Origin of the sequence: Citrobacter sp. BDA59-3, assembly GCF_015167655.1 — a bacterium.
Taxonomy (GTDB): Bacteria; Pseudomonadota; Gammaproteobacteria; order Enterobacterales; family Enterobacteriaceae; genus Phytobacter; species Phytobacter diazotrophicus.
Genome location: NZ_CP063427.1, coordinates 1,086,033 through 1,111,422 on the forward strand (window position 1 = coordinate 1,086,033; position 25,390 = coordinate 1,111,422).

The 25,390-nt window shown below is 55.1% G+C and carries 20 protein-coding genes; 16 read left to right on the forward strand and 4 right to left on the reverse strand.

All coding sequences use genetic code 11. The features are described 5' to 3' along the window. The first annotated feature begins 18 nt into the window (after positions 1-18). The 4 genes from aroL to ppnP all read left to right on the forward strand — a co-directional run bounded on the left by aroL (position 19) and on the right by ppnP (position 2,033). Complete coding sequence (aroL, locus tag IP582_RS05025; protein ID WP_041852553.1) at positions 19-543, forward strand: shikimate kinase AroL; 525 nt, start codon at positions 19-21, stop codon at positions 541-543. Positions 544-593: 50 nt separating this feature from the next. Next, complete coding sequence (yaiA, locus tag IP582_RS05030; protein WP_041852552.1) at positions 594-785, forward strand: protein YaiA; 192 nt, start codon at positions 594-596, stop codon at positions 783-785. Positions 786-982: 197 nt separating this feature from the next. After that, the gene (locus tag IP582_RS05035) at positions 983-1,660 is read left to right on the forward strand and encodes an AroM family protein (protein ID WP_041852551.1); all 678 of its coding nucleotides are present in this window, start codon (positions 983-985) and stop codon (positions 1,658-1,660) included. Positions 1,661-1,748: 88 nt separating this feature from the next. Beyond that, positions 1,749-2,033, forward strand: a complete 285-nt coding sequence (gene ppnP / locus IP582_RS05040; RefSeq protein WP_193795258.1) for a pyrimidine/purine nucleoside phosphorylase — start codon at positions 1,749-1,751, stop codon at positions 2,031-2,033. 53 nt (positions 2,034-2,086) lie between these two features. Here ppnP and rdgC read toward each other — a convergent pair whose 3' ends face one another. Further along, positions 2,087-2,998 (reverse strand): recombination-associated protein RdgC, encoded by a 912-nt coding sequence (gene rdgC / locus IP582_RS05045; RefSeq protein ID WP_193795259.1) that lies wholly within the window; start codon positions 2,996-2,998, stop codon positions 2,087-2,089. A 99-nt stretch (positions 2,999-3,097) separates the two neighbouring features. Between rdgC and mak the strand changes: the two genes are divergently transcribed. Then, entirely contained in the window at positions 3,098-4,003 is a 906-nt protein-coding gene (gene mak, locus IP582_RS05050) for a fructokinase (RefSeq protein WP_193795260.1), read from the forward strand. Between the two features lie 123 nt (positions 4,004-4,126). On the opposite strand, the gene sbcC is transcribed toward mak, so the two are convergent. Both sbcC and sbcD read right to left on the reverse strand, forming a co-directional pair. Continuing rightward, positions 4,127-7,273: an exonuclease subunit SbcC gene (gene sbcC, locus IP582_RS05055; protein WP_193795261.1), complete on the reverse strand. Its 3,147-nt coding sequence runs from the start codon at positions 7,271-7,273 to the stop codon at positions 4,127-4,129. Beyond that, positions 7,270-8,472: an exonuclease subunit SbcD gene (sbcD, locus tag IP582_RS05060; RefSeq protein WP_193795262.1), complete on the reverse strand. Its 1,203-nt coding sequence runs from the start codon at positions 8,470-8,472 to the stop codon at positions 7,270-7,272. The genes sbcC and sbcD overlap by 4 nt, the downstream gene beginning before the upstream one ends. A 195-nt stretch (positions 8,473-8,667) precedes the next feature. Here sbcD and phoB point away from each other — a divergent pair, with 195 nt between their 5' ends. The 7 genes from phoB (at position 8,668) to IP582_RS05095 (ending at position 20,046) form a co-directional block, all read left to right on the forward strand. Continuing rightward, on the forward strand, positions 8,668-9,357 hold the full coding sequence (gene phoB / locus IP582_RS05065; protein WP_041852545.1) for a phosphate response regulator transcription factor PhoB: 690 nt from the start codon (positions 8,668-8,670) through the stop codon (positions 9,355-9,357). Positions 9,358-9,378: 21 nt separating this feature from the next. Beyond that, entirely contained in the window at positions 9,379-10,674 is a 1,296-nt protein-coding gene (phoR, locus tag IP582_RS05070) for a phosphate regulon sensor histidine kinase PhoR (RefSeq protein WP_041852544.1), read from the forward strand. Positions 10,675-11,082: 408 nt separating this feature from the next. Next, the gene (gene brnQ / locus IP582_RS05075; protein WP_041852543.1) at positions 11,083-12,402 is read left to right on the forward strand and encodes a branched-chain amino acid transporter carrier protein BrnQ; all 1,320 of its coding nucleotides are present in this window, start codon (positions 11,083-11,085) and stop codon (positions 12,400-12,402) included. Between the two features lie 79 nt (positions 12,403-12,481). After that, positions 12,482-13,834 carry a proline-specific permease ProY gene (proY, locus tag IP582_RS05080; RefSeq protein WP_193795263.1) on the forward strand — a complete coding sequence of 451 codons (1,353 nt, stop codon included), beginning with the start codon at positions 12,482-12,484 and terminating at the stop codon, positions 13,832-13,834. 245 nt (positions 13,835-14,079) lie between these two features. Next, complete coding sequence (gene malZ / locus IP582_RS05085; protein ID WP_193795264.1) at positions 14,080-15,897, forward strand: maltodextrin glucosidase; 1,818 nt, start codon at positions 14,080-14,082, stop codon at positions 15,895-15,897. 85 nt (positions 15,898-15,982) lie between these two features. After that, positions 15,983-18,673, forward strand: a complete 2,691-nt coding sequence (locus IP582_RS05090) for a DUF2339 domain-containing protein (protein WP_193795265.1) — start codon at positions 15,983-15,985, stop codon at positions 18,671-18,673. Next, positions 18,670-20,046, forward strand: a complete 1,377-nt coding sequence (locus IP582_RS05095; protein WP_193795266.1) for a DUF3999 family protein — start codon at positions 18,670-18,672, stop codon at positions 20,044-20,046. The genes IP582_RS05090 and IP582_RS05095 overlap by 4 nt, the downstream gene beginning before the upstream one ends. On the opposite strand, the gene acpH is transcribed toward IP582_RS05095, so the two are convergent. Next, entirely contained in the window at positions 20,047-20,628 is a 582-nt protein-coding gene (gene acpH / locus IP582_RS05100; RefSeq protein ID WP_071195845.1) for an ACP phosphodiesterase, read from the reverse strand. Positions 20,629-20,827: 199 nt separating this feature from the next. Between acpH and queA the strand changes: the two genes are divergently transcribed. The 4 genes from queA to secD all read left to right on the forward strand — a co-directional run bounded on the left by queA (position 20,828) and on the right by secD (position 25,386). After that, positions 20,828-21,898 (forward strand): tRNA preQ1(34) S-adenosylmethionine ribosyltransferase-isomerase QueA, encoded by a 1,071-nt coding sequence (gene queA, locus IP582_RS05105; RefSeq protein ID WP_193795267.1) that lies wholly within the window; start codon positions 20,828-20,830, stop codon positions 21,896-21,898. Positions 21,899-22,022: 124 nt separating this feature from the next. Next, positions 22,023-23,150, forward strand: coding sequence for a tRNA guanosine(34) transglycosylase Tgt (gene tgt / locus IP582_RS05110; protein WP_041852534.1), 1,128 nt, complete (start codon positions 22,023-22,025; stop codon positions 23,148-23,150). A gap of 22 nt (positions 23,151-23,172) precedes the next feature. Then, complete coding sequence (yajC, locus tag IP582_RS05115; RefSeq protein WP_041852533.1) at positions 23,173-23,511, forward strand: preprotein translocase subunit YajC; 339 nt, start codon at positions 23,173-23,175, stop codon at positions 23,509-23,511. 27 nt (positions 23,512-23,538) lie between these two features. Continuing rightward, a complete protein-coding gene (secD, locus tag IP582_RS05120) occupies positions 23,539-25,386 on the forward strand; it encodes a protein translocase subunit SecD (RefSeq protein WP_072039800.1) in 1,848 nt (615 codons plus the stop codon). The last annotated feature ends 4 nt before the right edge of the window (positions 25,387-25,390 follow it).

Below are 25,390 nucleotides of genomic sequence, written 5' to 3' on the forward strand. Positions count from 1 at the left end.
CAGAGGGAACACCCGTTCATGACGTTACCCATTTTTTTAGTTGGCGCACGTGGTTGCGGTAAGACTACCGTTGGTCATGCGTTATCACAGTTACACCTTTGTCAGTTTGTCGATACAGACCACTGGTTGCAGGAGCAGGCGCAGATGACCGTTGCCCAGCTCGTAAGCAAAGAAGGCTGGCATGGTTTTCGTGCGCGTGAAACCGAAGCTCTGGAAGCTGTTACCGCGCCTGCGCGTGTTGTTGCCACTGGCGGCGGTATCATTCTGAGCGAGTACAATCGCAAATTTATGCGCGAGCAGGGGGTGGTGATTTATCTCTCTGCACCTGTCCCGGTGCTGGTTGATCGTCTGGAAGCGTACCCGAAAGAGAGCCAGCGTCCGACCCTGACCGGTAAGCCTGTTCGCGAAGAGGTGGGCGAAATTCTTGCGGTCCGTGATGCCCTCTACCGTGAAGCTGCACATCATGTTGTGAATGCCGCGCAAGATCTTGATTTGGTGATCGCTGAAATTCAGACTGCTCTGCGTCTGGCGCGCGCCAGCTAGCGAAACGATTGTCTATACTTAAGGCCTGACCCCGTAACTGAGGTAACGTCATGCCTGGTAAACCACCTTATCCTCGTGAAGCCCGTGTTGTTGCTGTCGAAAAAGGCACAGCCGGGCAGACCGTCACCTGGTACGAATTACGTGCCGACCATCCTAAACCTGACTCTTTAATCAGTGAGCACCCCACTGAGCAAGAAGCCCTGGATGCTAAAAAGCGGTATGAGGATCCAGATAAAAACTGATTGCCTTGAAAAAGTTCTGAAACATGAAATAAGCGGGGCCTCATCACATTTTTCACTCTGGCAAGATGGATGAGGACCGTCAATAATCAGACATTACTGGCGTATTTGGGAATCTTTAAGAACCTGGAAGTTGCCTGTGCATTTAGGCTGCGTCAAAGCATTAACGAAAAAGCAGTGTTGCAAGGTGGATGAACAAGATGAGTTCAACGATGGCGATCCTCACCGTGGGGGTGGTGCCTGTTCAAACGATATTACCGTTGCTGACCGAGCATATTTCTGAACAGCAGATAACCCATTTCAGCCTGCTGGGTAAAATGGATCCCCAGGACGTCCTGACAGATTACAAAGTTGATCCGGGCGAAACGCCGCTGCCTACGCGTCTGTGCGATGGCAGTATTGCGATGGTCTCGCGCGAGAAAGTGGAGCGTGATCTGCAAAGCGTTATCGAAGTGATGGACAACCAGGGCTACGACGTTATTTTGCTGATGAGTACGGCAGATATCCGTGGGCTGAATGCGCGTAATGCCATTTTGATCGAACCACAGCGTATTATTCCGCCCCTTGTTGCCTCGATTGTTGATGGTCATCAGGTAGGGGTGATTGTGCCGATCCCTGAACTGATGGAACCGCAGCAGCGTAAATGGAGCGTGCTGGAAAAGACGCCATTTTACACGCTGGCACATCCGTATGAGGCGACTGAGTATCAACTGGTTTCGGCGGGAAAAGAGCTTATTGAGCAGGGTGCGGACGTATTAATGCTTGATTGCCTCGGTTTTCATCAATGGCACAGAGATTTACTTCAAAAATCATTGGATGTGCCAGTATTACTTTCTAATGTTCTGGTGGCGCGGCTCGCCTCGGAACTGCTGGTATAAGCCATGTTACCCTGCAATTTCGCGTGACAGAAGCGAAGTCTGGCCTCTATAGTGTTTTTCCAGACATTTTCTTTATAAGGGCCAGTTCATGCTTCAAAGTAACGAATACTTTTCCGGTAAAGTGAAATCCATTGGTTTTACCAGCAGCAGTACTGGCCGCGCCAGTGTGGGCGTGATGGTGGAAGGTGAGTACACCTTTGGTACCGCGCAGCCGGAAGAGATGACGGTCATTAGCGGTGCGCTTCATGTTCTGCTGCCTGGTGAAACCGAGTGGAAGACTTTCTCTGCGGGTGAAGTGTTCAATGTTGCCGGCCAAAGTGAATTTCATCTGCAGGTAGCCGAGCCGACCTCTTATCTCTGCCGTTATCTGTAAAAAAACGCCCGGCTTAGCCGGGCGTTCTGCTTTTTTAGCGTCTGATTTTTTTCTTAGCGCTGAGCTTCGCCACCGAGCCCCTCTACCAGGCTGTGGATCAGCGTCGCCAGTTCACCGGTCATCAGAATAAAATCGGCATCAAAGCGCTGGGCGACATCATCGCGGTCGATATCTTCGTTCTGATCGCGTAGCTCATCACTAAATTTCAGGCGTTTAATCGAGCCATCATCACACACCACAAACTGAACGCGTTGCTGCCAGTCGAGCGCCAGCTTGGTTACCACTTTACCCGCTTCGATATGCACGGCGATTTCATCGCTGACCAGTTCCTGTTTTTTACAGCGAATCACGCCGCCATCTTCCAGAATAGCTTTCAGTTCGGCCTCGTCGAGAAGCTGGAAGCCTTGTGCCACCGTACCGGAACGCACCCATTCCGTCAGCGTCAGTTCAATAGGGGTTTCCAGCGTCAGCGGGACAACGGGCAGAGAACCCAGGCTTTTACGCAGCAGCGCCAGGGTGTCTTCCGCTTTTTTCGCGCTGGCGCAGTCCACCATAATGAGACCATTAACGGTATCAATCCACATCATGGTCTGGCTAAAACGACTGAAGGCGCGCGGCAGCAATGAGTGCAGCACTTCGTCTTTCAGGGAATCTTTTTCGGTTTTTTTCAGCTTGCGGCCCTGGTCGGCCTCAAGACGGGAAATTTTGGCTTCCAGCGCCTGTTTGATCACCGGCGCAGGCAGGATTTTCTCTTCTTTGCGCGCGCAGATAATAATCTGACCGTTCGCAGTGTGGGTCAGCGCATCACTGTGTGAACCCATCGGTGGAACCCAGCCGGTTTTCGCCATATCCTGACTACCGCACGGGGTAAACGATAGTGGGGCAAGCTGTTTTTCCATCTCTTCCGCCCGCAGCGCTACATCGCGGCTGAGACGGTATACCATTAAATTTTTGAACCACAGCATGATATTTTCCACGGTCTAGTCGTTAATTGCAGCGGGCATGATAACCAATTGTCGCCGCGCTTGCATGTGAATGCGTTGTCCAACTATGAGGAGCATTATGTGCGTATTGGTATCGATTTAGGCGGCACAAAGACGGAAATCATTGCGCTCAGCGATAGCGGCGACGAGCTGTTTCGCCATCGTCAGCCGACACCGCGTGATTACCATCAAACCCTTGATCTGCTGGTCTCTCTGGTGGCGTTGACTGAGAAAGAAACCGGGCAAACGGGCACCGTCGGTATGGGGATCCCCGGTTCTATTTCCCCCTATACAGGTGTGGTAAAAAATGCCAACTCAACCTGGCTCAACGGTAAGCCCTTCGATAAAGATTTAAGCCAACGTTTAAACCGGGACGTTCGTCTGGCGAATGATGCTAACTGCCTGGCCGTTTCTGAGGCGGTGGATGGCGCAGCGGCCGGTGCGCAGACCGTGTTTGCGGTGATTATCGGTACAGGCTGTGGAGCGGGTCTGGCGTTTAATGGCCGCTCGCATATCGGCGGTAACGGGACGGCGGGCGAGTGGGGACATAATCCGCTGCCGTGGATGGATGAAGATGAATTGCGCTATCGGGAAGAGGTGCCGTGCTATTGCGGCAAGCAAGGGTGCATCGAAACCTTTATTTCTGGCACAGGGTTTGGTACCGATTATCAGCGCTTAAGTGGACATACGCTTAAAGGCAATGAAATCATCCGCCTGGTGGACGCGCAGGATCCGCTTGCCGAGCTGGCGTTAAGCCGTTATGAGCTGCGTCTGGCGAAGTCGCTGGCCCACGTGGTGAATATTCTCGACCCGGATGTCATTGTGCTTGGCGGCGGGATGAGCAATGTCGAACGGTTGTATAAAACCGTGCCAAATCTGGTGAAAAACTGGGTTTTCGGCGGTGAGTGTGAAACCCCGATCCGTAAAGCGCTGCATGGTGATTCCAGTGGTGTGCGTGGTGCGGCATGGCTGTGGCCGCAGGCGTAAATTAACGACGCCCCGGCGGCGCTGTGTCAGCCGGGGCGACTAAATTGTGGTCTGGTTACTCTCAAAAACGAAACGTTCGCTAGCCCGGATAAGGTGTTTGTACCGCATCCGGGTATTCACAGGTTACGTGTGTGGCACCGAAAATGCGCTATCCAGCTTGCTGTACCCCAGCCCGTTAATTTTCCTGACTTTAATCTGCACCGGAATACGCTCCTTCATCGCCTCAACGTGACTGATAACGCCAATGGTTTTTCCACTGGCATTCAGTGCGTCGAGCGCATCCAGGGCGGTATCCAGTGTTTCGCTGTCCAGCGTGCCGAAACCTTCATCCAGGAAGAGTGAGTCGATGCGGGTTTTATGACTCACCAGGTCCGACAGCGCCAGTGCCAGCGCAAGGCTCACAAGAAAACTTTCGCCGCCGGAAAGGGTGCGGGTATCACGTATCGCATCCGCCTGCCAGGTATCGACGACCTCCAACTCCAGCGCTTCGCTGACTTTGCGTTTAAGCAGATAGCGCCCGTGCAGGCGGTTCAACTGATTGTTGGCCAGCCACACCAGGTTATCGAGAGTTAGCCCCTGGGCGAATTTACGGAATTTATCCCCTTCTTTTGAACCAATCAGCGCGTTGAGATGTCCCCAGTCGTCACAGCGCAGCGCCGCGCGTTCAATATCCAGCATCAGCGCATGCTGGCGCTGGCGATTGTCTGCATCCTGTTTAAGTTGCTGTCGGCATTCCCCCTGGCGGGTGGTGTTTTCACGCAACTGGCGGGCCAGCAACTCCAGCGCTTCACGGGATTTTTCGGCGTCCGTATCGTCAGTCAGGGCGGCAGGAGGCTGCGCGCTATGCGCCGCGAGAGCCTGTTCAGCGTTGGCGACCAGTACCTGTGCCTGTTGTTCGTCACGGTCGAGACGCTGACGAAGCTGCTCCAGGCGCGCGCGTTCGTCATCGCTCAACAGCGCAGCAAGAAACTCTTCCCGATCGGCAAACTCACTGTTTGCCAGCGCATCGGCAAACTGTTTCTCCAGTTCAGCCAGGCGCTCCGTCTCATGTCGCAGTTGCTGTTGCAGCGTTTGCCACTGACTGTGCAGCGACACGCAATCGTTATGTACCTGCCGCCAGTTGTCCAGGGCAACGGTTTTTATCGCGTCCGGTACTGCCTCTTCCGGCAGCGTGTCGAGAAGCGGTGTTAGTTGTGCAATCTGCTCGTGCAATGCGCTAAATGCGCTCTGTTTTTCCTGCCAGAGTTCCGCTTCCGAGGTACGTGCTGCAAGCCATTGTGCCTCTTCACCTTCTGGCGGCAGTGTCAGCCCCAGTGGCTCCAGCATCGCGGCCAGACTGGCCCGGCGCGCCTCTGCCGCCTGCTGGTATTGCTGAACCTGCAGGCGCAACTCGTTGATCTGGCTTTGTAATGTCAAACGCTGGCTCAACTGATAGAGCTGATGTTCGTAGGCATCCTGCGCGCTCAGCCAACTGGAGATGTCTTGCTGCGGCCGCAGGGTGACATTCAACGTCAGGCACAATTCCTGCCACTCGTTGGTAAGCGTTTGCTCCTGCTCGCGAAGTGATTTCGCTTCGCGGTCGTCTTTTTCAATGCGCTCACTTATCCCCTTCAGACGCTCGCTGAGTGCCACGCCATCCTCTTTTACCTGACGGACTTCGAGATCCAGCGCATCGCGGCGGGCATGATTCACGCCGGGGACGATGGCCTGATATTCAACAATCGCAGGGTGCGATGTCGAGCCACAAAGCGGGCAGGGATGACCCGGTTGCAGACGGGCGCGTTCGCTTTCCAGGCTGTGGATGCGGTCTTCCAGCTCGCAAAGGGTGCGAACATCCGTCAGCAACTGGTTTTTTTCTTTATAAAGCTCACGCTTACGCGCCAGCTCGGCCGTCAGTTTTTCCTGCTCAGCTTTCAATTCGGTCAGGCTTTGCTGCCGTTGGGCGAGATGTTTTTGTAACGGAGCAAAACGTGCATGCAGGGCGGTCAGGCGTTGACGCAGCGGGCGGTTCTGCGCACAGAGCGTCATCGCTGCGTTAACCTCATCGGTGGTCATCTCCAGCGAGACGGTCATCAGATTACGTAATTTGTACTCGTTTTGCTGAATGCGTTCCTGCAGGGCATGCCACGGCTTTTTGTCATCTTCCTGCTGGCTTAGCATCGCCCGCCAGCCGGTTAACTCGGTCTGCCAGCGCTGGAAGCGTTTGTTGTCTTCAAGCCAGAGCGACAGCGTTTTTTGCGACGCCATCAACTCCTGATGCTGGCGTGCGGCGCTGGCGCGGATCTGGGCCCGCAGCGCGAGGCTCGCCTGTAAGCGAGTATTTACTTCTTCATTCTGGCGACGACTGCTGTCCTGTGCTTTTCGCTGCTCCAGTAACCGTTCCCAGACGGGGCGCAGTAACAGGGCCGGTTGAACCCGCGCAAGCCGCGCTAACTGAGGTTCGGCGGCAGTGCGTGCCTGTTGTGCCTGCTGCCGGGTTTTGTGTGCCTGGTCGCAGGCGGCTTGCAATTCAGCGCTGCGAATAAGCCAGTTCAGTTGTGCCTGCACACTCCGCTGCCCGTCTAACAGACGCTGTTCTTCGTCAGTGAGTGCCTGCACACTTGCATTCAGGGATTCCCGCTGCTCATCGGTAAGCAGAACCACGCCTTCGGCCTGCGCCTGCAGTTTCTCCAGCTCTATTTTGGCAACTTTATGTTTTTCAAACACGTCGGCAGAAATCTGCCCGTAGATTTCGGTGCCGGTCAGTTCTTCGAGCAGTTCTGCGCGCTCTTTCGGTTTGGCGTTGAGAAACGCGGCGAATTGCCCCTGGGAGAGCAGCATGGAGCGGGTGAAACGGCCATAATCGAGCCCGGTTAAGGCAGCGGTTAGCTCCAGTTTGTCTTTTACTTTGTCGGCGAGGATCTTGCCGTCTGCACAGCGGGCCAGCTCTACACGCGGAACCTGTAAATTACCGTCCGGCTGATTACGCGCACGGCTCTGGCTCCAGAATGCGCGATAAGCGACCTCTTTAACTTCAAATTCGACCTCTGCCAGGCAGTCGGCGGTGTCACGGGTCATCAGATCATTCTGCGACTGTGAAACGGTATTCAGACGCGGTGTCTCGTGATAGAGCGCCAGGCAGATGGCATCCAGCAGGGTCGTTTTCCCGGCGCCGGTTGGCCCGGTGATGGCAAACAGGCCATTACTGGCAAACGGCTCGGCGGTGAAATCAATCTTCCATTCGCCTTTTAATGAGTTAAGGTTTTTCAGGCGTAGGCTGAGGATTTTCATGCGTCATGCTCCTGATTGAGCGAGTGGAGCGTTTCGGAAAAGAGCGACTGCAGGCGGGCAATCTGAATGTCATCGAGCTCCTCCTGCGCCAGGCGACGCGCGAAAACCTCTTCCACTTTTAACTCGCTTAAGGTTTCGCGGCGCTCACCCGCGAGGATGCGCTCCCGCTGTTCGCGGCTGCGGCGAACCAATAACACCTCGACCGGCAGATCGGCGGTGAGAGCCTGAATTTTTCGCTGCATGTTGCTCAGATAATCCTCGGTCGCGATCTCGATATCCAGCCACACGGGAGCGTCAGTTGGGCTGCCACGCCACTGCTCAAGTTGCTGACGAATCGACTCAAGGTCACCCTTGATGACCGCCAGTTGCTGTGTAACAGGGACTTCCAGCGCTGTCACATCCGCCAGTTTTCCTGCTGAAAATGTCACCAGATTGACATACTTGCTGTTACCGGTTTCGTCAAAGCTCAAAGCGATAGGCGAGCCGCAGTAGCGGATATGCTCTTGCCCACCCGGCTTTTGCGGGCGGTGAATATGCCCAAGCGCGATGTAATCCGCAGGCGGAAAGTTTTGCGCGGGGAAGGCATCCAGCGTACCGATATAGATGTCACGTACGGCGTCACTCTTACTGGCACCGACGGTGGTCAGATGGCCGCTGGCGATTATCGGCAGCACGTTGTCGCCGCGTAATTCGCAAGCGGCCTGATACTGTTGCTGGTAGTAATCGGTGATGGCTTGCAGCAAATGTAGCTGTTTTTCTTGCCCGGAGAGTTCCGCCTGGCTGGTCATGATGTCGCGTGGACGCAAAAAAGGCACCGGGCAGAAAACCGCACCGGGCGAACCGTCACGCAACGGTAAATAAAAAGGCGCGCTGCCTGCGCTGGCAACAACGGTTGTCTTCAGCCACGCAAGAATATCTTTCGATTCATTAAGGGTGGCTACTGAATCATGATTACCTGCCAGCACAACCAGATGACAACCCGTCTGCTGTAATTTCACCACAAAACGGTTATACAGCTCGCGCGCATAGCTGGGTGGGGAGCCGGTATCAAAGATGTCGCCCGCGACAATAATGGCGTCGACCTGGTGCTCCTCAGCGGTGGCCAGCAGCCAGGTGAGGAAAGCGTCGTGTTCGGCGGCGCGGCTTTTACTGTAGAAGTTCTGACCCAGGTGCCAGTCCGAAGTATGAAGGATGCGCATAGCGGTTCCGTGGCAAAAAAGCGTAAACGCGATTATAACATTCAGGGGCACACGAGCCGCCAGTGAAAGAATTTCCCACTGTCATAAAACAAAGGCTTGGGTCACCTGTTGGTCATTTGTTTCATAAATCTGTCACAAAAGTGACGCATAATGGCGCCGCACTTAGCTGATGACTTAATTTAAACAGGGCAAATTATGGCAAGACGCATTCTGGTCGTAGAAGACGAAGCGCCAATCCGTGAAATGGTGTGTTTCGTGCTCGAACAAAACGGCTTTCAACCTGTCGAAGCGGAAGATTATGACAGCGCGGTGAACCAACTTAATGAACCCTGGCCCGATCTGATTTTGCTCGACTGGATGCTGCCAGGTGGCTCAGGTATTCAGTTCATTAAACATCTCAAGCGTGAAGCGATGACCCGTGATATCCCGGTGATGATGTTGACCGCCCGTGGTGAAGAAGAAGACCGCGTGCGCGGACTTGAGACGGGCGCGGACGATTACATTACTAAGCCGTTTTCGCCCAAGGAACTGGTGGCACGTATTAAGGCTGTCATGCGTCGTATCTCGCCGATGGCGGTAGAAGAAGTTATCGAAATGCAGGGCCTGAGCCTTGATCCGAGCTCTCACCGTGTAATGACCGGTGAAAATCCTCTGGACATGGGGCCGACGGAGTTTAAGCTACTGCATTTCTTCATGACGCATCCTGAGCGTGTTTATAGCCGCGAACAGCTGCTGAACCATGTCTGGGGAACGAATGTGTATGTTGAAGACCGCACGGTGGATGTTCATATTCGCCGGTTGCGTAAAGCGCTGGAACACAGCGGCCACGATCGTATGGTTCAAACCGTTCGCGGCACGGGTTATCGTTTCTCGACCCGTTTCTAAAATCTGAAAGGAGTGTGACGCGTGCTGGAACGGCTGTCATGGAAAAGGCTGGTACTCGAACTCATCCTTTGTTGTCTACCCGCTGCACTGCTCGGCGCTTTCTTTGGTTATCTGCCCTGGTTTTTACTGGTGGCAGTCACCGGGTTACTGGCCTGGCATTTCTGGAATTTAATGCGTCTTTCCTGGTGGTTGTGGGTCGATAAAAGTATGACGCCGCCGCCGGGCACGGGAAGCTGGGAACCCCTGCTTTATGGTCTGCACCAGATGCAGATGCGTAATAAAAAACGCCGTCGCGAGCTGGGTAATCTGATCAAACGCTTTCGTAGCGGCGCGGAGTCGCTACCTGATGCGTTAGTGATGATCACCGAAGAGGGGACGATGTTTTGGTGTAATGGCCTGGCACAGCAATTGCTGAATCTACGCTGGCCGGACGATAACGGACAAAACATCCTCAACCTGCTGCGTTATCCGGAATTTACCCGCTACCTTAAAACGAAAGATTTCACCCGCCCGCTTAATCTGGTGCTTAACAATGGTCGCCATCTGGAGATCCGCGTGATGCCCTACAGCGAGCAGCAGTTATTGATGGTGGCGCGTGACGTCACGCAAATGCATCAGCTTGAAGGGGCCCGGCGTAACTTTTTTGCCAACGTCAGCCATGAGCTACGCACACCGCTGACGGTATTGCAGGGCTATCTGGAAATGATGCAGGAGCAGACGCTGGAAGGGCCGCCGCGTGACAAGGCGCTGCACACCATGCGTGAGCAGACATCGCGAATGGAAGGTCTGGTCAAACAGTTACTGACATTATCCAAAATAGAAGCGGCGCCGACGTTACCGCCGAATGAAACTATTGATGTGCCGATGATGCTGCGTGTTGTGGAGCGCGAGGCGCAGACGTTAAGCCAAAAGAAGCATGAGCTTGAATTCGTGGTCGACAACGACCTGAAAGTGCTGGGGAATGAGGATCAGCTACGCAGCGCGATTTCCAATCTGGTCTATAACGCCGTGAACCATACGCCAGCGGGAACACACATTACCGTGCGCTGGCAGCGTGCGATCTCTGGCGCACAGTTTATCGTTGAAGATAATGGGCCGGGGATTGGGCCTGAACATATTCCTCGCCTGACAGAGCGCTTTTACCGCGTTGATAAAGCCCGCTCCCGGCAAACTGGTGGTAGCGGTTTGGGGCTGGCTATCGTAAAACACGCCCTTAACCATCACGAAAGTAAGCTCGAAATCGACAGTACGCCGGGTAAAGGCACCCGTTTCAGTTTTACATTGCCCGCACGTCTCGTCGTGAAGAACGCAAGCTGACACCTGAGGTGTCAGTTTTTCTTTCCACTTCTGTCATAGACCCGCTTTTCACACTTCGTTTTTCCCGAATCTTAAAACATATTATGTCTCTGACTATTTTTTGTTCGCATGATTAGCCATCCGTTTTTCTTATATACAGTATCTTCATCTGGCATTTATTGTAGAGTTGGTATAACCATCTGGTTTTGCGATCCCTTATTGCCTTTAAACGTTATAAGCGTTTAAATTGCGCCCCGTATGTCGTCAGACCGACTGTATTTGCGTGGTAAATCGAAAAACTATTCTCCGTCACGCAGCGCGGGAAGTGTTTCCCGCTACGTTTAAAGGTTATTTCCGCCGTAATGTTCCGCTGAAATAAGGCGAAAATTTCAACACTTACAACATCACATCCACAGGCAGTAAACGTTTATGACCCATCATTTAAAACCACGAGACATTGTTGCTCTGGGCTTTATGACTTTCGCGCTGTTCGTCGGCGCCGGAAATATCATCTTCCCTCCGATGGTTGGTTTGCAGGCGGGCGAGCACGTCTGGACTGCCTCAATTGGCTTTCTGATTACCGCTGTGGGCCTGCCGGTGCTGACGGTCGTCGCGCTGGCGAAAGTGGGCGGAGGGGTGGATAGCCTCAGCACGCCGATTGGTAAAGTTGCCGGCGTACTGCTGGCCACCGTCTGCTATCTGGCCGTGGGGCCGCTGTTTGCCACGCCACGTACCGCGACGGTATCGTTTGAGGTGGGGATTGCGCCGCTGACCGGTGAAGGCTCACTGCCGCTGCTGATTTACAGCATTATCTACTTTGCGCTGGTCATTCTGGTGTCGCTCTATCCGGGCAAATTGCTGGATACCGTCGGGAATTTTCTCGCGCCGCTGAAAATTATCGCGCTGATCGTTCTCTCTGTTGCCGCTATCATCTGGCCAGCCGGTCCGATTAGCCATGCGATGGATGCCTACCAGCATGCGGCGTTCTCGAACGGTTTTGTGAATGGCTATCTCACCATGGATACGCTGGGCGCGATGGTGTTCGGTATTGTTATCGTTAATGCGGCACGTTCACGTGGCGTAACAGAAGCCCGCTTGCTGACCCGCTATACCGTCTGGGCTGGCCTGATGGCCGGGGTCGGTCTGACGCTGCTCTATCTGGCGCTGTTCCGTCTGGGTTCTGATAGCTCGACGCTGGTGGATCAGTCTGCCAATGGTGCTGCGATTTTGCATGCATATGTTGCCCATACCTTTGGTGGCGCTGGCAGCCTCCTGTTGGCTGCGCTGATTTTTATCGCCTGCCTGGTTACGGCTGTGGGGCTGACCTGCGCCTGCGCGGAGTTCTTCTCGCAATATCTGCCGCTCTCTTATCGTGCGCTGGTGTTTATCCTGGGGATCTTCTCCATGGCGGTGTCGAATCTGGGGCTGAGCCATCTGATTCAAATCTCTATTCCGGTGCTGACAATGATTTATCCGCCGTGTATCGCACTTGTGGTGTTAAGCTTTACGCGCTCCTGGTGGCATAATTCGACCCGCGTAATTGCACCGGCGATGTTCATCAGTCTGGCGTTTGGCGTACTGGACGGTATCAAAGCATCTGCATTTAGCGATATGCTTCCGGCCTGGACTCAGCGTCTGCCGCTGGCAGAGCAGGGGCTGGCCTGGTTGATGCCAACAGTGGTGATGGTGGCTCTGGCTGTGTGCTGGGATCGTGCCGCCGGGCGTCAGGTGACATCCAGCGCCCATTAATTGCGCAATAAGGTTTACTAACCACGGGACGTAAAGTCCCGTGGTTTTTTGTTTTTTTTAGATCCTGGAACAGGAAACCATGGAAAGTACGAACAAACTAAAGCGAGGTCTTAGTACCCGGCACATTCGCTTTATGGCCCTGGGGTCGGCGATTGGCACCGGGCTGTTTTACGGTTCAGCCGATGCCATCAAAATGGCCGGGCCAAGCGTATTGCTGGCCTATATCATCGGTGGTGTGGCGGCGTATATCATCATGCGCGCGCTGGGCGAGATGTCAGTACATAACCCGTCCGCCAGTTCATTTTCCCGCTACGCGCAGGAAAACCTCGGGCCATTGGCCGGTTATATCACCGGCTGGACCTATTGTTTCGAAATCCTGATTGTGGCGATTGCCGATGTGACCGCCTTTGGCATTTATATGGGGGTCTGGTTTCCCGCCGTACCGCACTGGATCTGGGTGCTCAGCGTGGTGCTGATCATCTGCGCCATCAACCTGATGAGCGTGAAAGTCTTTGGTGAGCTGGAGTTTTGGTTCTCCTTCTTCAAAGTCGCTACCATCATCATCATGATCGTCGCCGGTTTTGGCATCATCATCTGGGGGATTGGCAACGGCGGCCAGCCTACCGGTATCAGTAACCTGTGGACCAACGGCGGTTTCTTTAGTAACGGCTGGTTGGGGATGGTGATGTCGCTGCAAATGGTGATGTTCGCCTACGGCGGTATTGAAATCATCGGCATCACCGCCGGGGAAGCGAAAGACCCTGAGAAATCTATTCCGCGTGCGATTAACTCCGTGCCGATGCGTATCCTGGTGTTTTACGTGGGCACGCTGTTTGTCATCATGTCTATCTACCCGTGGAACCAGGTGGGGACCGACGGCAGCCCCTTCGTGCTGACCTTCCAGCATATGGGGATCACTTTCGCGGCCAGCATTCTTAACTTCGTCGTACTGACCGCTTCATTGTCGGCGATTAACTCCGATGTGTTTGGCGTGGGACGTATGCTGCACGGTATGGCGGAGCAGGGCAGTGCGCCCAAAGTGTTTGCCAAAACGTCCCGTCGCGGCATTCCGTGGGTCACGGTAATGGTGATGACCATCGCGCTGCTGTTTGCGGTTTACCTCAATTACATCATGCCGGAAAACGTCTTCCTGATGATTGCTTCGCTGGCGACTTTCGCCACCGTGTGGGTATGGATCATGATCCTGCTGTCGCAAATTGCCTTCCGTCGTCGTTTGTCTCCGCAGGAAGTGAATGCCCTGAAATTTAAAGTGCCGGGCGGCGTTGCCACCACCGTGGCTGGCCTGGTGTTTCTGGTCTTTATTATCGCCCTGATTGGCTGGCACCCGGACACGCGCATTTCGCTGTATGTGGGTTTCGCGTGGATTGTTCTGCTACTGACTGGCTGGATGTTTAAACGCCAGAAAGCATAATTTCTCTGATGCCCGGTAATGTCAGATTACCGGGCAAACACTGCGTTACCACTCTCCCATCATCTTCCACCTTACCGGGCCTGTATCCGATGCAAAACCCGGCAGATCATATTTAGCTTTGCGAAAAATATGCGCAGCGAGTTTTCTGCGCCCTGGTTCTCAACCCCATAAAAACGCAGAAAAGATGAGCTGTCGAGACGAGATTTGTGCAAGAGTGAGGTCATTTTTGACATAGGGGAAAGTCGATGTTGCAAGCCTGGCATCTGCCTGTCGCGCCATTTGTAAAACAGAATAAAGACCAACTGGTGATGACACTCTGGCTAACCGGAAGTAAGCCTCCGTCTCGCGTCACGTTACGGGCCGAGATAGATAACGAAGAAACCTCGATACCGATGCGGCGGGTCCGCCTGGCGCCAAAACCTGGCGTGACGGCCTGGCGTGCAGCCATCTCACTGCAAAGTGGCCAGCCGCGGCGTCGTTACAGCTTTAAGCTGCTGTGGGACGACCGCCAGCTCTGGTTTACCCCGCAGGGGTTCAGCCCGTTTCCCCCTGCACGGCTGGAGCAATTCGCCGTCGATTCCCCTGACAGCGGGCCGCAGTGGGTAGCAGAACAGGTGTTTTATCAGATCTTCCCCGATCGTTTTGCCCGCGGTGAACAACATCAAGATCAACAGAACAACGTTTACTATCACCACGCCGCAGGCCAGGAGATAGTGCTGCGCGACTGGAATGAACCGTTGAGCAGCGAGGCCGGTGGCTCGACCTTTTACGGCGGCACGCTGGACGGTATCAGTGAAAAGCTGCCCTATCTGCATGAACTGGGCGTGACTGCGCTTTATCTGAACCCGATCTTTGTCGCCCCTAGCGTGCATAAATACGATACGGAAGATTACCGTCACGTGGACGCACGTTTCGGCGGCGATCAGGCATTGCTTCGCCTGCGTCGGAGTACCCATCGTCTGGGGATCCGTCTGGTACTGGACGGAGTCTTTAATCACAGCGGTGATTCACATGCCTGGTTTGACCGGCACAACCGCGGCACTACCGGCGCCTGTCATAACCCCGCTTCCGAATGGCGTGAATGGTACAGTTTTGATGAGGATGGCCGCGCGCGTGACTGGCTGGGCTATTCCAGCCTGCCAAAGCTGGATTACCAGGCGCAAACTCTGGTGGACGAGATGTACCAGGGCGAAGACAGCGTGGTACGTCACTGGCTGAAAGCGCCCTGGAATATGGATGGCTGGCGGCTGGATGTAGTGCACATGCTGGGGGAGGGGGGCGGTGCGCGCAATAACCTGCAACATGTCGGCGGAATAACCAAAGCCGCCAAAGAGACGCTGCCTGAGGCCTATATCGTCGGCGAGCATTTCGGCGATGCGCGCCAGTGGCTACAGGCGGACGTGGAAGACGCCGCCATGAATTACCGTGGTTTTACCTTTCCGGTATGGGCGTTTCTGGCGAATACCGATATTTCGATGGATCCCCAGCGTATTGATGCGCAAACCTGCATGGTATGGATGGATAACTACCGCGCCGGACTTTCGCATCAGCAACAGTTACGTATGTTCAACCAACTGGATAGCCACGATACACCGCGTTTTAAAACGGTGTTGGGAAAAGATGTGGCCCGGTTGCCGCTGGCGGTGGTTTGGCTGTTTACCTGGCCCGGGGTGCCCTGCATCTACTATGGTGATGAGGTTGGGCTGGACGGTGCCAACGATCCCTTCTGCCGCAAACCCTTCCCGTGGGACAAAGCGAAACAGGACACGGAACTGCTGGCGCTCTATCAGCGGCTGGCTCGTCTGCGCAAACGTAGCCAGGCGCTCTGTTACGGCGGCTGTCAGGTTATCTACGCCGAAGGGAACGTAGTGATCTTTTTGCGTTTGTATCAGCAAGAAAGGGTGCTGGTGGCGATTAACCGTGGCGAGCCCTGCGAAGTTGTCCTGCCGGAATCGCCGTTACTGGATGTCAAAGTCTGGCACGGTAAAGAGGGCAAGGGCACATTACTGGATGGGGTACTGTCGTTACCGGCAATCTCTGCCTCTGTGTGGCAGGGGAACTAACACCTACCAGAAAGCGCAGCGGGAATAGCGCAATTCCGATACTTTGTGCCAAAGTATATGCACGCTCCGGAATGAAGGTGAAATCATGGATGGACTGGTACTGATAGCCTGTACTGTGTTGTTTCTATTGCTGGTGGTTATCCCGGTAATGTCGATTCTGGCTTACCGGCGTAGTAATGCGGCCAGAGATGAGCTGTCGCGCCTGCGCCAGCGCGTGGCTCTGCTTGAACAGCAGATGAGTGGTTATGCGCCAGGACATGCGCCTGCAGCGCTGGAGACCACTTCTCCTGTTGACTCGCCTGAGGTTATCGTACCTGAGGTTTCAGTCCCGGAACCGCAGCCAATGCCTGAACCCGAACCGGTTCCGATCGAACCGGCTCCGGTGAATGTCTGGGCGCGAGGGACGACGGCGGCAACCGTGCCTGCCAGAGGTTCCGTTCCCCTACCGGAACGCGAGGAGCCCGCGTCTGGCAGTCAGGCTGGCGGTATGGTCACCGCGCTGTTGCGCTGGTTTATGCAAGGAAACCCGCTGGCAAAGCTGGGTATCATCCTGCTATTTCTCGGGCTGGCTTTTCTCTTTCGTTATAGTGTTGAACGCTCGCTCTTCCCGTTGGAGCTGCGCCTGGCCGTTGCCGCGCTGGGTGCGATGGCGCTGTTATTCCTCGGCTGGCGTTTACGACACAAGCAGCCTGTTTTTGCCTTAATTCTACAAGGCGGTGCAACAGGCGCGCTCTATTTAACGGTCTTTGGCGCGTTTCGACTGTGGCAGATGCTCCCCATGTCGCTGGCGTTTGCGCTGTTATTGCTAATTTGCGCGGCCAGCGTCGGGCTGGCGGTGCTGCAGCGCGCGTTGAGTCTGGCCATGCTGGCGAGTCTTGGCGGTTACGCCGCACCGCTGCTGCTGTCTTCGGGCGGCGGCAGTCATGTCACGTTATTCTCTTTCTATTTATTACTGTCTGTCGGCATCCTGGCCATCAGCGTCTGGCAGCACTGGCGCGAACTCAACCTGTTGGGGATGTTCTTCACCTTCGGGGTGGGGGGAGTGTGGGGTATCGCCGACTACCGGCCTCAGTACTATCTGAGCTGCCAGCTCTTCCTGATTGCTAATCTGTTGATCTTCGGCGTATTGAGCGTGGCGCTGTCACTGCGTGCGCAAAAGAAAGGTAAGCGCATTATCGATGGCGTGCTGCTCTTTGCCCCGCCGCTGATAGGGTTTGGTATGCAATATGCCATCACACAGCACCTGACATATGGCCCGGCACTCAGTGCGCTGGGTTACGGCGCGTTTTATATGCTGCTGGCCTGGGGCGCCGTAAAACGCTTTCCGGCGGCGGGAAAACCGCTTGTTCTCGCGGCGCTGGCACTCGGCGGCGCATTCACCACGCTTGCTATTCCGCTGGCGCTTTCAGCCCGCTGGACTGCGATGGCCTGGGCACTGGAAGGGTTGGGCGTACTGTGGCTTGGCGTGATGCAAGGGCAGCGTCGCATGAGCTATAGCGGTACGGGTTTGTTGGTACTGGCGCTCGGCAGTGCGCTATGGGCGATGACCGACGGCACAACGGCGTTCTCGGTGATGGTGATTTTTGCGGTATTGAGCACGACCTGGCTGGTCGCCGCCAGATTGTGGCGTCGCCTGCCGGCACCAGGCAGCCTGGTGCTGTTGGCGGGCGGTATTGCTTTCTGGCTGGTGGCGCTTTGGGGCGCGTCTGACTGGATACTCAATAAAGGCATTCCGGCGGCGGTACTCGGACTGCTGGCGCTGTCGGTTTGGGGCTGGCGCTATATGGCACGGCGGCTTCACTGGCGGGCGTTACACTATGCTGTATGGCTGCTTTGGCCCGTGATGCTGGTGGTTTTGCTCTGGCAACTGACTATCGAGCGGCAATTGTTGGGGGCGGGCTGGCAAAACCTCGCCTGGTGCGTGGCGCTGCCCTCGGCGTATTTACTGTTATCGCGGGAGCGCAGAGTTCCGGCCCGGTTGTCGCAAGGGCTTCATATTTCGCTGTTGTGGATGATATTACTGGCGGCGGGAACCGAGCTTTTCTGGTTTGTTGATGCACTGCCCTGGGGAATGGACGCCTGGCGTATCGGCTTGCCGATGGCGGCTGGCGGCATTGTTATTCTGCTGCTTCACAGCGGCATTCATCGCAATATTTGGCCGCTACGCGTCTGGCCTGCACTCTATGGTCAGTTGGGGCCGCTGCCGCTTATCCCGCTGTTAGTTGTTTTGCTGGTGGCTGGCAATATGCATGACGGGCGCGTTATTCACTCCCTGTATCTACCGCTGGTTAACCCGCTGGAAGAGGGGGCAGCCTTCGCGATGCTCGGCGTGTGGTTCTGGTGTCGTTATGCGCGGCCGCGCTTGCCTGCGACCTTTACGCCATTGGTTGCACCTGCGCTGCTGGCGCTGGCTTTCTGGTGGATTAACGGACTATTGCTGCGCCTGCTGGCGCACTATGGCGGTGTGGACTGGGATAGCGAAAGCCTGTGGAATTCGCGTCTGATTCAGACCAGTTTCGCGCTGTTCTGGATGTTGGGTGCGCTGGTGGTGATGCTGCTGGCTACCCGGCGTGGGTCACGGCACCTGTGGCTCGGCGGCGCGGCGTTGCTGGGTGTTGTCATCGTGAAATTAATGCTGGTAGACAGCGCGGGCGGTGGTGGCCTGGCGCGGGCTATCGCCTTTATTGGCGTGGCGGTGCTGGTGTTAATCGTGGGATATTTCTCTCCCTTACCGCCTAAAGGGGCGAAGGCGTTCAGCGAGGAAGAAAAATCATGAAATGGAAGATAGCGATTTTTACCGGCGCGTTATGGTGCGCGGCGTTACCGGGGCTTGCCCGGGAAACCGCCCCGGAGTCGCCGCAGGATTATGCCTGGGGCAGGTCGCTTACGACAACGGCCTCATCGCCCTGGTATCGGGTTGCGTTACCCGACGATGTCTACCAGCAAAGCGTCTGGCCCGATCTGCGCGATGTTCGGGTATTTAACCATCAGGGTGAGCGTGTGCCCTTTACGCTCCAGGTGCAGCAGGAAGCGCAGCCCGCGCCGAAGGAGCAGGCTTTACGCCTTTTCCCTCTTGCGGCTTCACCTGTTGAAAAGCTGTCAGATTCCGGGGAACGGGTCTGGCTGCGCTCCCCGGAGGGTTATGAAATCAAACTTGAAGGGGAACGCATTAACACGATGGGCGAGAGCTATCTGCTGGCGTTGCCGGATAACGTGCAAAGGCAGAACGTCACACAGCTCCAGCTTAGCTGGGATAAACCGGCCGTGAACTGGCAGGGGAAAGCGTCGCTCTACTACAGCAGTGATATGAAAGAGTGGGATTTAATGCAGGCGGATGCGCCGCTGATGGACGTTGCGAGCGGCAGCGATCGCCTGACGCTGAATACCATCAACATTACTCTTTCGATGGTTATCAATACCCCGCGCTATTTACTGCTGGTGTTTGATAAGCCGCAGTTGCCTGTCACGCTTACCCGCGCAGTGGTGATAGAAAACCCGCAATCGACGGAGATAACGAACGTGGCCCTGCCCGCCGCCGGGCGTGCGCTCTCGCAGGATAAGGCGCTTTACCATTGGGCCAGCCCGCAGCCTGTGACCTCCATTTCCCTGAGTCTGGAAGAGGAGGGTACGCTGCCGGTAGAGATCGCCTGGCGCTCCGGCGCCGATGAGGCGTGGCGACCGCTTACGAAAACAGTACTGTGGAATTTAAATAACCAGATATCAGAGCCAATCCCCGTCACGGTGGGTAACGTGCAGGAGATTCAGGTGACAACGGTCAACGCTCACCTGCCGAAAGTCGTTCCGGAATTGACAGGGCTACGACCGGGCCAGACGCTTATCTTTAATGCCCAGGGGAGCGGCCCGTACATTCTGGCGTGGGGGAATAAAGCGGCGCAAAGCGTGGCAACGGATCTCGATGCGTTGATTCCTGCGGCTTTACGCCAGAAGCATGCGCCGGAAAGCCTGCCAGAGGCGTGGGTCGGCGACGAGGTAAAACTGGGCGGCGAAGCGCGTCTGAACGCCACCTCACCGATTGAGCAGCGTAGTCAGTGGCTCACCGGCCTGGTCTGGGCCGCGCTGGTACTGGGCGTACTGGCACTGGCATGGATGGCGCTGCGCATCTGGCGCGAGGTGAAAGAGAAGGCGTAATTACAGCGTTCTGGCTTCTGCCTGCGCCATCATGCGTGGGTAGAATTGCCAGAACTTCTCTTCCAGCGCCTCGTAGTGGTTATCCAGGTCCTGCCACGAGTCACGCAGAGCATCGAGTCGCGGTCGGCGGCTGGCCATGCCGTTTAGCACCCGCTGGATAAAATCCATCTCCCGGTAGCGCTCCAGCCAGCGCTCCGACCATAAATAGTCATTTAAATTGACGAAACGTGGCGGCGCCTCCGGCAGGATCACACTGACTTGTGCATGCGCGTAGCCGACAAATTCGCTAAGCGGCATTGACGGCGAGATCTGCTCCCAGTGGCGCGAGACGAAATGATCCCACATCACATCAAGCGTGATTGGCGCGACACGGCGTGTTTCAGGACGAAACCAGCCGCGCGCTTCTTTGACTTCCGGCAGGTTGTCGGTCAGTACGTCGATACGGCGATGCATATGGATGCCGGAAACCACGTCGGGCGCGTAGAGTTCATCCGGGTTGCCGCGAACAAAATCCGCCAGCAAATTACCGGAAAGCGAGCTATTGGCGAGGTGAGCCAGGTGCAGGTGTGCGAGAAAATTCATCGTTATACTCGTTTTTGTTCAGGTCGCATATCGTAGCGGCGTATGCCATCCACCAGCGATGATTGGGAATTTCCTGTGCTGCCGCCATTTGTAATGCGAATTATTTAGAGTATATGAACTCTCCGGAGGGGTAAAGGTTGCAGGGAGAACGCCCCGGCACTAGACTACCCGCCTCTTATTTACGTCTCGAGTTAGTGTCATGCGCGTTGCCGATTTTTCCTTTGAATTACCTGAATCCCTGATTGCCCATTATCCGCAGCCTGAGCGCAGCAGTTGCCGCTTGCTGTCGCTGGACGGGCCGACAGGCGCGCTTGCGCACGGTACGTTCACGGATTTACTCGACAAACTGAATCCTGGCGACCTGTTGGTCTTCAATAATACCCGCGTGATCCCGGCGCGTCTGTTCGGGCGCAAAGCCAGCGGCGGTAAGATTGAAGTGCTGGTTGAGCGTATGCTCGACGATAAGCGCATTCTGGCGCATATTCGTGCCTCTAAAGCACCGAAACCGGGCGCGGAACTGTTGCTGGGCGATGACGAGAGCATCCATGCCACCATGGTGGCCCGTCATGATGCGCTTTTCGAAGTGGAATTTAACGACGAACGTCCGGTGCTTGATATTCTTAACGCCATCGGCCATATGCCGCTGCCGCCTTATATTGACCGTCCTGATGAAGACGCCGACCGTGAGCTTTATCAGACGGTCTATAGCCAGAAGCCGGGTGCGGTTGCGGCGCCTACCGCCGGTCTGCATTTTGATGAACCGCTGCTGGCGCGTTTGCGCGAGAAGGGGATTGAGATGGCATTCGTCACGCTGCACGTCGGGGCGGGAACCTTCCAGCCGGTGCGTGTGGACAGCATCGAAGACCATATTATGCACTCTGAGTACGCCGAAGTGCCGCAGGAGGTTGTCGATGCGGTGCTGGCGGCCAAAGCGCGCGGCAATCGTGTTATCGCCGTAGGGACCACCTCTGTGCGTTCGCTGGAGAGCGCGGCGCAGGCGGCGAAAAATGCATTGATCGAGCCCTTCTTTGGCGATACGCAAATCTTTATTTTTCCGGGCTATCAGTATCAGGTTATCGATGCGCTGGTGACCAATTTCCACCTGCCGGAATCGACCCTGATTATGCTCGTTTCAGCTTTCGCTGGTTATAAGCACACCATGTACGCCTACCAGGAAGCGGTTGCGCACAAATATCGCTTTTTTAGTTACGGTGATGCGATGTTTATCACGTACAATCCGCAGGCAATTAATGAACGTCCGGGTGAGTGAGCTCCCCTGACTGTCGTAGCCCGGCTAAGCGATAGCGCCAGCCGGGGGTACTATTAGCACCCTGGCGTGATGCCGGGGTGAATTTTTAACCATCAGACTGTCTCTCTGATGCAGGAGAAATGAAGTGAAATTTGAGCTGGATACCACCGATGGTCGCGCACGCCGTGGCCGTCTGGTGTTTGATCGTGGCGTAGTGGAAACGCCTGCTTTTATGCCTGTTGGCACCTACGGCACCGTTAAGGGGATGACGCCGGAAGAAGTGGAAGCCACTGGCGCGCAGATTATCCTCGGCAATACCTTTCACCTGTGGTTGCGTCCGGGTCAGGAAATTATGAAATTGCACGGCGACCTGCATGACTTTATGCAGTGGAAAGGGCCGATCCTGACCGATTCCGGCGGCTTCCAGGTCTTTAGCCTGGGTGACATTCGTAAGATCACCGAGAAAGGCGTGCACTTCCGTAACCCAATTAACGGCGATCCGATCTTCCTCGATCCTGAAAAATCCATGGAAATTCAGTACGATCTCGGCTCCGATATCGTCATGATTTTCGATGAATGTACGCCGTACCCGGCAGACTGGGACTACGCTAAACGTTCAATGGAGATGTCGCTGCGCTGGGCAAAACGCAGCCGTGACCGTTTCGACTCGCTGGAAAACCCGAATGCGCTGTTTGGCATCATTCAGGGGAGCGTTTACGAAGATTTACGCGATATCTCTGTGAAAGGTCTGGTAGAGATTGGCTTTGATGGCTACGCTGTCGGCGGTCTCGCTGTGGGTGAACCAAAAGCGGACATGCACCGTATTCTGGAACATGTTTGCCCGCAAATACCGGCGGATAAACCACGTTATCTGATGGGCGTGGGTAAACCAGAAGATTTGGTAGAAGGCGTTCGTCGCGGCATCGATATGTTTGACTGTGTTATGCCAACACGTAATGCCCGCAATGGTCATCTGTTTGTGACCAACGGCGTGGTGAAAATCCGTAACGCGAAATATAAGAGCGATACGGGTTCACTCGACCCTGAGTGTGATTGCTACACCTGTCGCAATTATTCCCTCGCTTACTTGCATCATCTCGATCGTTGCAACGAAATATTGGGCGCGCGACTCAATACCATTCATAACCTGCGTTACTACCAGCGCTTGATGGCGGGTTTACGTAAGGCTATTGAAGAGGGTAAATTAGAGAGCTTCGTGACCGATTTTTACCAACGTCAGGGGCGAGATGTTCCGCCTTTGAATGTTGCTTAATTTTAATAATGAGGGAATTTGAATGAGCTTTTTTATTTCTGATGCGGTAGCAGCAACAGGCGGCGCGGCAGGTGGCAGCCAGAGCCCGATGTCTCTGATCCTGATGTTGGCGGTGTTTGGTCTGATTTTTTACTTCATGATCCTTCGCCCACAGCAGAAACGCACCAAAGAACATAAAAATCTGATGAACTCCATCGCGAAAGGTGATGAAGTGCTGACCAACGGTGGTCTGGTTGGTCGCGTAACCAAAGTAGCGGAAACTGGCTACATTGCTATCGCGCTGAACGATACCACCGAAGTGGTTATCAAACGTGACTTCGTAGCTGCCGTTCTGCCGAAAGGCACCATGAAGGCGCTGTAATTTCTTGTTTTCCCAAAGGGAACTGCCGTGTTAAACCGTTATCCTTTGTGGAAGTACATTATGCTGGTCGTCGTCATTGCCGTCGGCCTGCTCTACGCACTTCCCAACCTGTATGGTGAGGATCCGGCTGTTCAGATCACTGGTGCGCGCGGTGTCGCCGCCAGTGAGCAAACGCTGATCCAGGTCCAGAAAACTCTACAAGAAGAAAAAATCGACGCGAAGTCTGTGGCACTGGAAAACGGCGCTATTCTCGCTCGCTTTGACAGCACTGACGTTCAGTTACGCGCGCGTGAAGCGCTGGTGTCTGAGCTGGGTGACCAGTTTGTCGTGGCGCTTAACCTTGCTCCGGCCACCCCGCGCTGGCTGAGCGCAGTCAATGCCGAACCCATGAAACTGGGTCTCGACCTGCGTGGCGGCGTGCACTTCCTGATGGAAGTGGATATGGATACCGCGCTTGGCAAACTCCAGGAACAGAATATCGACAGCCTGCGTAGCGATCTGCGCGATAAAGGCATTCCTTACACCACTGTGCGTAAGGAAGATAACTATGGCCTGAGCATTCTCTTCCGCGATGCCAGCGCACGTGACCAGGCGGTCACTTATCTGACCCAACGTCACCGTGATCTTGTTATCACCAGCCAGGGCGACAATGCGCTGCGTGCGGTGATGTCCGACGCGCGTCTGAGCGAAGCCCGCGAATACGCGGTGCAGCAAAACATTAATATCCTGCGTAACCGTGTGAACCAACTCGGCGTCGCTGAGCCGCTGGTACAGCGTCAGGGTTCAGACCGTATTGTGGTTGAGTTGCCGGGTATTCAGGATACGGCGCGTGCAAAAGAGATTCTGGGTGCGACTGCGACGCTGGAATTCCGTCTGGTAAACAGCAATGTTGATCAGGCTGCCGCTGCCGCGGGCCGCGTTCCGGGCGATTCCGAAGTGAAGCAGACCCGTGAAGGCAACCCGGTTGTGTTGTACAAACGGGTGATTCTGACCGGTGACCATATCACGGACTCTACGTCCAGCCAGGATGAGTACAACCAGCCACAGGTGAATATTTCCCTGGATAGCGCTGGCGGTAACATCATGTCTAACTTCACGAAGGACAACATCGGCAAACCGATGGCGACCCTGTTCGTGGAGTACAAAGACAGCGGTAAGAAAGACGCGAATGGCCGCGCTATTCTGGTGAAAGAGGAAGAGGTGATTAACATCGCCAATATCCAGTCTCGTCTGGGTAACAGCTTCCGTATCACTGGTATCAGTAACCCGACCGAAGCGCGTCAGCTCTCTCTGCTGCTGCGAGCCGGTGCGCTGATCGCGCCGATTCAGATTGTTGAAGAACGTACCATTGGTCCAACACTGGGGATGCAGAACATCACTCAGGGGCTGGAAGCCTGTCTGGCAGGTCTGGTGGTCTCCATCATCTTCATGATCTTCTTCTATAAGAAGTTTGGTTTGATCGCGACGAGCGCACTGATTGCCAACCTGGTACTGATTGTCGGCATTATGTCCTTGCTGCCAGGGGCGACGCTCACCATGCCGGGTATTGCGGGTATCGTGTTAACCCTTGCGGTCGCGGTCGATGCTAACGTACTGATAAACGAACGTATCAAAGAAGAGTTGAGTAACGGTCGTTCGGTGCAGCAAGCCATTGATGAAGGTTATAAAGGCGCGTTCAGTTCCATCTTCGATGCGAACGTCACCACGCTGATTAAAGTCCTGATCCTATACGCGGTGGGTACGGGCGCCATCAAAGGCTTTGCTATTACAACCGGTATCGGTGTGGCAACGTCGATGTTTACTGCCATTGTCGGCACCCGTGCCATCGTGAACCTGCTGTACGGCGGCAAGCGCGTTAAAAAGCTGTCTATCTGAGGAG

Excerpts from the sequence above, each read along its gene's own strand:
- aroL (WP_041852553.1), top strand. The coding sequence starts at position 19 with ATGACGTTACCCATTTTTTTAGTTGGCGCACGTGGTTGCGGTAAGACT.
- yaiA (WP_041852552.1), top strand. The coding sequence starts at position 594 with ATGCCTGGTAAACCACCTTATCCTCGTGAAGCCCGTGTTGTTGCTGTC.
- IP582_RS05035 (WP_041852551.1), top strand. The coding sequence starts at position 983 with ATGAGTTCAACGATGGCGATCCTCACCGTGGGGGTGGTGCCTGTTCAA.
- ppnP (WP_193795258.1), top strand. The coding sequence starts at position 1,749 with ATGCTTCAAAGTAACGAATACTTTTCCGGTAAAGTGAAATCCATTGGT.
- rdgC (WP_193795259.1), bottom strand. The coding sequence starts at position 2,998 with ATGCTGTGGTTCAAAAATTTAATGGTATACCGTCTCAGCCGCGATGTA.
- sbcC (WP_193795261.1), bottom strand. The coding sequence starts at position 7,273 with ATGAAAATCCTCAGCCTACGCCTGAAAAACCTTAACTCATTAAAAGGC.
- sbcD (WP_193795262.1), bottom strand. The coding sequence starts at position 8,472 with ATGCGCATCCTTCATACTTCGGACTGGCACCTGGGTCAGAACTTCTAC.
- phoB (WP_041852545.1), top strand. The coding sequence starts at position 8,668 with ATGGCAAGACGCATTCTGGTCGTAGAAGACGAAGCGCCAATCCGTGAA.
- brnQ (WP_041852543.1), top strand. The coding sequence starts at position 11,083 with ATGACCCATCATTTAAAACCACGAGACATTGTTGCTCTGGGCTTTATG.
- proY (WP_193795263.1), top strand. The coding sequence starts at position 12,482 with ATGGAAAGTACGAACAAACTAAAGCGAGGTCTTAGTACCCGGCACATT.
- malZ (WP_193795264.1), top strand. The coding sequence starts at position 14,080 with ATGTTGCAAGCCTGGCATCTGCCTGTCGCGCCATTTGTAAAACAGAAT.
- IP582_RS05090 (WP_193795265.1), top strand. The coding sequence starts at position 15,983 with ATGGATGGACTGGTACTGATAGCCTGTACTGTGTTGTTTCTATTGCTG.
- IP582_RS05095 (WP_193795266.1), top strand. The coding sequence starts at position 18,670 with ATGAAATGGAAGATAGCGATTTTTACCGGCGCGTTATGGTGCGCGGCG.
- acpH (WP_071195845.1), bottom strand. The coding sequence starts at position 20,628 with ATGAATTTTCTCGCACACCTGCACCTGGCTCACCTCGCCAATAGCTCG.
- queA (WP_193795267.1), top strand. The coding sequence starts at position 20,828 with ATGCGCGTTGCCGATTTTTCCTTTGAATTACCTGAATCCCTGATTGCC.
- yajC (WP_041852533.1), top strand. The coding sequence starts at position 23,173 with ATGAGCTTTTTTATTTCTGATGCGGTAGCAGCAACAGGCGGCGCGGCA.